This window comes from Ascidiaceihabitans sp. (genome assembly GCF_039986515.1).
Classification (GTDB): Bacteria; Pseudomonadota; Alphaproteobacteria; order Rhodobacterales; family Rhodobacteraceae; genus Ascidiaceihabitans.
Map to the genome: position 1 here is coordinate 1 of NZ_JBDWQO010000020.1, position 9,387 is coordinate 9,387.

General features: G+C 55.0%; 8 protein-coding genes. 7 read left to right on the forward strand and 1 reads right to left on the reverse strand.

Annotated elements, in window-relative coordinates; translation table 11 throughout:
• Positions 1-491 precede the first annotated feature (491 nt).
• Positions 492-1,418, reverse strand: coding sequence for a LysR family transcriptional regulator (locus tag ABJL60_RS20155; RefSeq protein WP_348432480.1), 927 nt, complete (start codon positions 1,416-1,418; stop codon positions 492-494).
• 95 nt (positions 1,419-1,513) lie between these two features.
• Here ABJL60_RS20155 and ABJL60_RS20160 point away from each other — a divergent pair, with 95 nt between their 5' ends.
• The 7 genes from ABJL60_RS20160 to ABJL60_RS20190 all read left to right on the forward strand — a co-directional run bounded on the left by ABJL60_RS20160 (position 1,514) and on the right by ABJL60_RS20190 (position 9,128).
• Entirely contained in the window at positions 1,514-3,013 is a 1,500-nt protein-coding gene (locus ABJL60_RS20160; protein ID WP_348432481.1) for a CoA-acylating methylmalonate-semialdehyde dehydrogenase, read from the forward strand.
• Positions 3,014-3,040: 27 nt separating this feature from the next.
• Positions 3,041-4,312, forward strand: a complete 1,272-nt coding sequence (locus tag ABJL60_RS20165; protein WP_348411925.1) for a CoA transferase — start codon at positions 3,041-3,043, stop codon at positions 4,310-4,312.
• A 23-nt stretch (positions 4,313-4,335) separates the two neighbouring features.
• Entirely contained in the window at positions 4,336-5,169 is an 834-nt protein-coding gene (locus tag ABJL60_RS20170; protein ID WP_348432482.1) for an enoyl-CoA hydratase-related protein, read from the forward strand.
• A 23-nt stretch (positions 5,170-5,192) separates the two neighbouring features.
• Positions 5,193-6,182: an enoyl-CoA hydratase/isomerase family protein gene (locus ABJL60_RS20175; protein WP_348432483.1), complete on the forward strand. Its 990-nt coding sequence runs from the start codon at positions 5,193-5,195 to the stop codon at positions 6,180-6,182.
• 10 nt (positions 6,183-6,192) lie between these two features.
• Positions 6,193-7,794 (forward strand): GMC family oxidoreductase N-terminal domain-containing protein, encoded by a 1,602-nt coding sequence (locus ABJL60_RS20180; RefSeq protein ID WP_348432484.1) that lies wholly within the window; start codon positions 6,193-6,195, stop codon positions 7,792-7,794.
• Positions 7,795-8,097: 303 nt separating this feature from the next.
• On the forward strand, positions 8,098-8,307 hold the full coding sequence (locus ABJL60_RS20185) for a hypothetical protein (RefSeq protein ID WP_348432486.1): 210 nt from the start codon (positions 8,098-8,100) through the stop codon (positions 8,305-8,307).
• 95 nt (positions 8,308-8,402) lie between these two features.
• Positions 8,403-9,128: a hypothetical protein gene (locus tag ABJL60_RS20190; protein ID WP_348432487.1), complete on the forward strand. Its 726-nt coding sequence runs from the start codon at positions 8,403-8,405 to the stop codon at positions 9,126-9,128.
• Positions 9,129-9,387 lie beyond the last annotated feature (259 nt).

Sequence of the window (9,387 nt, forward strand, 5' to 3'; positions counted from 1 at the left end):
CCCAGATCGTTAGCCACCTGCTTGCGCGTAAGCCCACTTGTCAGCGCGATACGCACCGCATCTTGCCGGAATTCGTCCGTCCGTTTCAGTCCCCTCTCGGGATCATGCTTCGCATAACCCTGCCGGGCGGGGCATAGTTCATCGCCTTTGTTGCAATAAATGCTATCAAAAGAACGGCATCAAACCGCGACAGGTCCAGAGACCTCACGCAATATGTGATTAGCAGGGACATGTGCCTCTATATCAAAGTCGTAAAACAACCGCCCCAGAGCTTCTTGAACACCCATCATCATCAAATCCCCACTCACCCTACAATAACGAGAGAAGCAAAGGACCTGCCGCAAAGCAACAGAGACTTCACCAACGAAATAGGCCCATAGTCGCAAATGCTGCGATCTGCATGAACGTCAGCTATTGTCTCATCGAGACAAACTTGCTGCGGAAAACTGGCGAGCTCGTTTCAAATCACACGACGCCCATTTTTTGGGTTGCTAGTCCCATGCTGAGGCAAGAACCTCGAACGCCGCTTTGACGTTTGGATCTTTGGCGCGGGACTTCAGAGTGATAAAGCGGAGCGATGTTTGGATCGACACCTGATCGGCGACAACAAGACCGCGCGTTTGCATTTCATCTAGCGCAATAGATTCCCGACAAAGGCTAAGTCCAACCCCAGAGCGCACCATCGCTAACATGGACGGTTCTTGGTCCACCGAACAAACGTAGTTGGGTGTGATGCCGTCCTCGGACAGCTCGGCATCCAAAAGCCGGCAATGGACCGAGTCTTGAGGCGTGCCGATCCATGGCAGATCGGCCAGCGCCTGCCAGTCTTTGCCAATAACGCGATCCTCCCATCCTTTCGGAGCCAGAACTTGGTAGGTGAATGTTGTCAGCTCTCGTTCATGGAAAAGGGACGCTCCGTCGAGTTGGTCGGGATCAATCGCGGGTTCGTAAGGGGCCAGACTTCCAAGATAGAATCCAACATCGATGTGGTCAGCAATGATACGGTTGATCACCTCGCCGCTCATACCGTGCGTAAGTTTCGTCCGCAAATCAGGGAACCCTTCCACCAACAACGACAAAAACTGGCCCAAGCGGATGAACCCTGGATCGACAATGGTGCCGATACGCAAAGTGCCGCGCACATCGCCGCTGACCCTGCGCGCGGTTTGGCCGAATTCGGTCAATGCGGCGCGCACCTTTTCAGCCTTCGCGATCAGTGCTGTTCCGTCCCGTGTCAGTTCCAGCCCTTTGGACGTGCGTGTGAACAACGTCAGGCCTGTATCTTGCGCCAAACGCTTCAGTTGCAGGCTGACAGCGGGCTGCGTCAGGTGCAATTTTTCGGCTGCTCGCGACACGTTTCCTTCGCGGGCCACAGTGATGAACGCATCAAGCACGCGGATGTCTTGAACGGATCTCAATATAAGTACTCCTTATAATGTAGGGTGCCAATATTCATTGGATTGTGATGTTCAAAGTCGACATATTGCCAAAGAACTCAATATCGGAGCGTTCTATGACTATTCACCCGATCGGACATTATATCAACGGCAAATCATACGCTGGTGCGAATGCTGCAACCCAAGCCGTGTTTAACCCGGCAACAGGTGCCCAAACTGGGATCGTTGATCTTGCACGGGTCGAGGATGTGGACATGGCTGTTGCCGCGTCTCAAAAGGCGTTTCCGGCGTGGGCCGATATGCCACCGATCCGGCGCGCAAGGTTGATGAACCGCTTTCTGAACCTGCTGAATGAGAACAAGGATGACCTGGCCCGCGCGATCACGCTCGAGCATGGCAAGGTTTTCACCGATGCTCGTGGCGAGGTTGAGCGCGGCATTGATATTGTTGAATTTGCCTGCGGAATCCCGCAACTGCTTAAGGGTGATTTCACCGACCAGGTGTCTACGGGGATCGACAACTGGACCCTGCGCCAACCGCTGGGCGTTGTTGCTGGTGTGACCCCGTTCAACTTTCCGGTCATGGTGCCGATGTGGATGTTCCCTGTCGCAATCGCCGCTGGGAATACCTTTGTTCTAAAACCGTCGCCCACGGATCCGACGCCCGCCCTGATGTATGCGGAGTTGATGAAAGAGGCAGGCTTCCCCGATGGCGTGTTTAATGTGGTGCAGGGCGATAAAGTCGCTGTTGATGCCCTATTGGCCCATGACGATGTGAAGGCCGTGTCCTTCGTTGGCTCTACGCCAATTGCAAATTACATCTACGAGACCGGAGCGCGCAACGGCAAGCGGGTGCAGGCCTTGGGTGGCGCAAAAAACCACATGTTGGTGATGCCTGATGCAGATCTGGAAAAGGCCGTCGATGCGCTGATCGGTGCGGCCTACGGTTCGGCAGGAGAGCGTTGCATGGCGATTTCAGTCGCGACCCTTGTGGGGGATGTTGGCGACAAGATCGTGCCAATGCTGGCCGAGAGGGCCCGCGATCTAAAGATCAAGAACGGGCTGGAGCTGGATGCAGAGATGGGTCCGGTCGTGACCAAAGCAGCCCATGATCGCATCAAAGGTTACATCGAAAAAGGTGCCGCCGAAGGCGCTGACCTTATTGTGGACGGGCGCGATTTCACGGTCGAGGGCTTTGAGGACGGCTATTGGTTGGGCGGCACTTTGTTCGACAATGTGACCCCCGATATGACCATCTACCGCGAAGAGATTTTCGGCCCTGTATTGGCCTGCGTTCGCGTCAAGGATTTCGCGGAAGGTGTCGATCTGATCAATGCCCATGAATTTGGCAACGGTGTCAGCCTGTTCACCCGCGATGGCAATGCTGCGCGTGAATTTGGCCGCAAGATCCAAGTTGGCATGGTTGGCGTCAACGTGCCGATCCCGGTGCCAATGGCGTGGCATGGGTTCGGTGGCTGGAAGAAAAGCCTGTTCGGCGACACCCATGCCTACGGCGAAGAAGGCGTGCGGTTCTACACAAAACAGAAATCGATCATGCAACGCTGGCCGGAAAGCATTTCGAAGGGTGCTGAGTTTGCGATGCCGGTCGCCCAGTAACCGCGTCACTTTGGGAGGAGGCAGACCATGCAAAATTCAAAAGACGAAAAACTTGATGGCGGCCCGCTTAGTGGGATCACAGTCCTTGATTTTTCGCGGGTTCTGGCAGGGCCATATTGTACCATGGTGCTGGCCGATCTGGGCGCGCGGGTCATCAAGGTCGAAAAGTTCGGCACCGGTGATGACACACGGGCGTTCCCGCCCTTCGTTGACGCTGAAAGCGCATATTTCATGTGCTTTAATCGCGGCAAAGAAAGCATCGTTCTGGACATCAAATCGCCCCGTGATCGGGAATTGCTGGAACGATTGTTGGACACATCCGACGTGCTGGTTGAGAATTTCCGCCCGGGCGTGATGGACCGCCTCGGTTATGGCGCTGAGCGTTTGGCCAAGACCCATCCGCATCTGATCTATTCGTCTATTTCCGGCTTTGGCCATTCTGGCCCGATGTCTGATCTGCCGGGCTATGACATGGTTGTCCAAGCCATGGGGGGCGTGATGAGCTTGACCGGCTGGCCCGGTGAACGCCCGGCCCGTGTCGGCACCAGCTTTGGTGATTTAGGCGCGGCTTTGTTCGGCGTTATCGGCATTTTGGCAGCCCTTTATCGGCGCACACAGAACGCACAGGGCGAGCGTGTTGATATCGGCATGCTCGATTGTCAGGCCGCTTTGATGGAAACCGCTCTTGCTCGGTTTGACGTAGAAGGCAAAGTGCCTACGCGCACTGGTGATTGCCACCCGTCCTTGGCGCCGTTTGAGACGTTTCAGGCCAAAGACGAACGCTTTGTGATCGCGGCAGGCAACGACCAGCTGTTCCTGCTGATGGCCGACGCGATTGGCGCGCCGGATTTGGCGATGGACCCTGATTTTTCGTCCAATGATCTGCGGGTGCGCAACCGGCCCAAGATGGTCGCAGCCATCGATGCCGTGACATCCAAAATGCCGGTGCAGCACTGGTTGGACGAACTGAACGAGGTCGGCGTGCCCTGCGGCCCCATCAATACGATCGACCGGATCCTCGATCATCCGCAGCTTTTGTCGCGTAATATGATTGTGCAGGTCGAAGGCAAAAGCGCCAAGCCATTCCGCACTGCGGGCAATCCGGTAAAGTTGTCAGCCTATAAAGACATAGATCCGGCAACCGCACAGGTGGCTCCGGCGCTGAACCAGCACCGCGAGGACATCCTCGCCGAAGTTATGGCCGACGCAGAGGCCTATGACCAAAACCAAACAGCCAAGAAACACGCACAAACCGATGCCGAAGACTTTGGCTGGGCGTCTTTCGGGCTAAAGCGCTGACACCAGACGTGGGAGAAAAACCAATGACAGCCAAGACAGCAAAATCAAAAGCTGAAAAATCCGCCGAAAAAACCATCGAACGCACAACGCTTGAGGAAATCATTGTCGAGCGGCGCGAACATGTCGGTTTGATCACGTTGAACCGCCCCAAGCAGTTGAACGCCCTGAACCTGCAATTGGCGGCCGAGGTCATGGCCACGTTAAAGGCTTTCGATGCGGATAACCGTATCGGCGCTGTCGTCATCACCGGCAGCCCGCGCGCCTTTGCTGCGGGGGCCGACATCGAAGAAATGGCGGAAAAGACGCTGGTAGAATTGTTGAGCAACGATATTTTTGCCGATTGGGACCAGATGCGTTTCATTCAGAAGCCCGTGATTGCTGCCGTCAGCGGCTTTGCCCTTGGTGGCGGGTTTGAGCTGGCGATGCTGTGCGATTTTATCATCGCGTCAGAGGATGCACAGTTCGGTTTGCCCGAAATCAAGCTCGGCATCTTGCCCGGCATTGGTGGCTCGCAGCGGCTGTCGAAATCCATCGGGAAATCGCTGGCGATGGACATGATCCTGACGGGCCGCACAGTGGACGCAGTCGAGGCCAAAGCCTCTGGCATCGTGGCACGTGTCGTCCCGGGCCACGAGCTTTTGCAAACCGCCCTTGAGGCCGCCCATCAGATCGCCGGACTGAACGCTCCTGCTGTAGCAATGGCCAAAGAGGCCGTGAACTATGCGTTCCAATCCAATCTGTCCGAGGGTGTGATGCACGAACGTCGCTTGTTTCAGGCAGCCTTTGCCACTGACGGCCAGAAAGAAGGTATGGCCGCATTTGTTGCCAAACGCGCGCCCGTCTTCCGCAACCGGTAATCAGTCGGGCCCCTATGTACACCATGTCGGATCAATCGCATATCACAGTGGCGCAAGCTGGCCGGATCGGGATCATTGGCCTTAACCGCCTGCAGGCCATGAATGCGCTTACGCTCGACATGGTGCGCGACATTGATCGGGCATTGGACCGGTTTGAGGACGACCCGACCATTGATCGCGTGCTTCTGAGATCCGACACGGATCGCGCGTTTTGTGCGGGTGGTGATATGCGCCGGATCCGCACCCTATCATTGGCGCAAAATTTCGCAGACGCCGAACAGTTCTTCCAAGAAGAATACAGCCTGATCCAACGCATGTCCGGCTATGCAAAAACCATCATCGCTTTGGTTGACGGGGTCTGCATGGGCGGGGGCTTAGGTCTTGTCATGCAATGCGATGTCCGCGTTGCGACGGATCGTGCCCGGTTTGCCATGCCCGAAACCGCAATTGGGTTTTTCCCCGACGTCGGCGGCAGCTATTTCCTGCCCCGCATGCCGCATTTTGGCGGCTTTTGGATGGGCCTGACCGGCGCGCACGTTGCGGGCTTTGATGCACAAACGTTGGGCATTTCAACCCACATGTTGCCCCAGGACGATGTAAATGGATTTGAGAGCGCGCTTGGCGTGCCTGAGGCAGCGTTGGACACTGTCCTAGAAAGTTTTTGCGCGGTCCCCGGCTATCAAAGCAGCATGTTAAGCCTTGCGGCCAATACCATGTGTTTTGATCAATCGACGCTTTGCAGCATCAAAGACTGTTTGTCAAAACGCACTGCGGTAGGATCAGAATCCGCGCGTAAGACGCTTGATAAAGTCTCACCGCGCAGCCTGCAAGAAACCATGCGGTTGCTGCGACGCGGGCGGGACGCGTCGCTCAAAGACTGCCTTGCGCGTGAATTTGAAGCCATGCAGCGCGCCATCCGCCATCCCGATCTGGCCGAAGGAGTCCGGGCTGTGTTGGTCGACAAAGACCACGCACCCTGCTGGCAATCAACACCTGTCTTAACGCAAACATGAAAGTCGTATCATGACCGGAAATTCTCAAGAGTTTGACTATATCATCGTGGGTGGCGGATCGGCAGGTTGCGTTCTTGCCAATCGCCTATCTGAGGATCCCAAGAACCGTGTTCTGCTATTAGAAGCAGGCGGCAAAGACAATTATATCTGGATCCATATCCCTGTCGGATACCTGTATTGTATGGGCAACCCTCGGACGGATTGGGGGTTTAAGACCAAGGATCAACACGGGCTGAATGGTCGTGCGCTGAACTATCCGCGCGGGCGCGTGCTTGGGGGGTGTTCGTCGATCAATGGCATGATCTATATGCGCGGCCAGGCGCGTGACTATGATGGCTGGCGCCAGATGGGGAACCCTGGCTGGGGCTGGGACGATGTCTTGCCCTACTTCAAAAAGTCCGAGGATTACTATGCAGGCGAAGACGAAATGCATGGGGCCGGTGGCGAATGGCGGGTTGAGGAACAACGCCTGACATGGGAGATTTTGGACGCCTACCGTGATGCCGCCGAACAGGCCGGGATTGCGAAGGTCGAGGATTTCAATCGCGGCGACAACGAAGGTTCGGCCTACTTTCGGGTTAACCAGCGGGGTGGCTGGCGCTGGAACACATCCAAAGGCTTCCTGCGTCCTGTGAAGTCTCGTGAGAACCTCAAGGTCGTCACCCAAGCGCAAGTCCAGAAGGTCTTGTTTGAGGGCAAACGCGCGACGGGTTTGGACGTGGATGTGCGTGGCGTGAAAACCACCTACAAAGCGCGCGGCGAGGTGATCTTGTCCGCAGGTGCAATCGGGTCGCCGCAATTGCTGGAGCTGTCGGGAATTGGCAATCCAAAGGTTCTTGGCGCACAGGGGATTGAGGTCGTTCATCAAATCGATGCGGTTGGTGAGAACCTGCAAGATCATCTGCAACTGCGTACTGCGTTCCGCGTGGAAGGCGTGAAAACGTTGAACCAACGCGCAGGCTCGCTTTGGGGACGCATGGGGATTGGGCTTGAATATGCCTTGAAACGGTCAGGGCCGATGTCGATGGCCCCCAGCCAGTTGGGTATCTTTGCAAAGTCCGGGCCCGAGGTCGAAACCGCCGACCTCGAATTTCACGTCCAGCCATTGTCGCTTGATAAATTCGGCGATCCTTTGCATCCGTTCCCGGCCTTTACGGCCAGTGTCGTGCCTGTCCGGCCGCAAAGCCGCGGTTCGGTGCATATCACGTCAAAAGACCCGAAGTCCCATCCATCGATTGACCCCAACTACCTGAGCACCGAAGGGGATCGTCAGGTTGCGGTGCGTGCCATCCGCCTTGCCCGTAAAATCGCAGATCAGGCTGTGATGGCCAAATACAAGCCCTCTGAAATCAGCCCCGGTGCGGCGTATCAGTCGGATGCAGATTTGGCCCATATGGCTGGCGACATCGGTACCACGATTTTTCACCCTGTCGGTACGTGCCGTATGGGGCCGGATGATGCCGCTGTCGTTGGGCCCGACTTGCGCGTGAACGGGATCGAGAACCTTCGGGTGGTTGACGCCTCTGTCATGCCGACAATCACGTCAGGCAACACAAATTCACCCACAATCATGATTGCGGAAAAGGCGGCTGATATGATCTTGGGCCTATAGAAATCTAGAACACCTTTCAAAGAGACCGCGTTTTCGGCCGATATCCCAGTTGATCCTACACGTCTGCAAGATTGCCCGAGTTGGAAGTACCTGTTGCAGGAATTCGATGCGTTGTATCGCATGGGGTTCTCTGGTGGCAGCGCCATCATCCGCAGCCACCGCAAACGCGTGCGCGACCGATTATCCAATGCAGTCAAATCCAACCCGGTTATTCTTGAAAACCTGCAACACCTTTGCCGGTGACAGCCCACTTGCCGCGCGCTTTGGACCTTGGGGAACGTGGCGCAATGCAGGACCTGGCGCGTGCCTTGCGCTAAAGCGACCGTTGATTTGGGCGTTACCGCCATCATTGAACGAATAGAGCGGTCACAATTCTCGGTGAACGCGTTAATTTTTGAAGCTTTGGCAGCAAATCAAGACAAGCGTTATGCGAACGGTGAGCTTAAGGGGATTGCTATGCCGAAGTTCTCCGATTTAGAGCGAGCCATCGAGAGCCTACAAGCTAAATTATGAAAAAAGATGAATTGATTTTTGATAGTCGATCATTCTTGTGCGCTCACCGACTTAGCGGTAGATAGCCAGAAATACACGCTTTTGGGGTATCGCTTGTGAAGGTCGAAACGCGATTTGTCGTTCTTGCAGCGGCCCGTTCGGGCAGCACGGCTTTGACGACAACACTGAACACCCATCCCGATATTTATTGCCACGGCTCGCCATTTTTTAGGGGTAAAAAGAACCAGCTGGCACTGCTGGACGAAGTTCAGAACGGGCTTGATTTGTCCAAACTAGAGACAGATCCCGGCGGTTACATGTATGATATTCTCAATTTCACGCCGGGACCAAAATGTGTTGGCCTCAAAGCTTGGCCAGGTCAAATCAGGTCTTCGTTGCGCGCAATCTCCTTGATGACAAAGGACCCGAGCATAAAAAAAATCGTACTCAATCGCAAAAACCATCTGGCGTGTTTGTCATCTTTTGAGCTGGTGCGCTTAAAACAATCAGCCCGACATTTGTTTGCGGATGGACTGCCCCGTCCGCAAATCGACTTTGATCGAGAGGCATTCCTTGAGTATGTCGAAACGCGGTCATGGCTGTTCAATTGGTACGACAAGAAATGCAAACATGGATATCTTGAAATCCCGTATGAAGGGCTGATGACAGACGGGATTTACAAGATTGTTGAGCACTTGGGGTTGGATCCCATCACCTTCAAGGCGCGTACGACCAAGCGAAATACCAGCGATGTATTGGGCCGCTATAAGCCGGAATTTCACAATGAAATCGTGGAGTGTTTGGATGAAATCGGCCACCCAGAATGGGTGACCGAAAAGTAACAGTTCATTTGTCTACAAAATGAAATCTGTGACTGAGATTGATTGTAGATCATCAAGTTTGATCTGCATATCCGCAACGCCCTCACCATCGATATCAGCACGAAGCAGCACATATGGGCCAAAAGCACCATATCATCATGCTAACGTTGGCTCATCGGGCGCACCTGCCAAGCACGCCCCCCCCGCGATGTGACCCGCATAATCTGGCAGAGAAACTCGACAGACCATTCTTCTTTCCAGGCGTCGATGAAAGCAAATC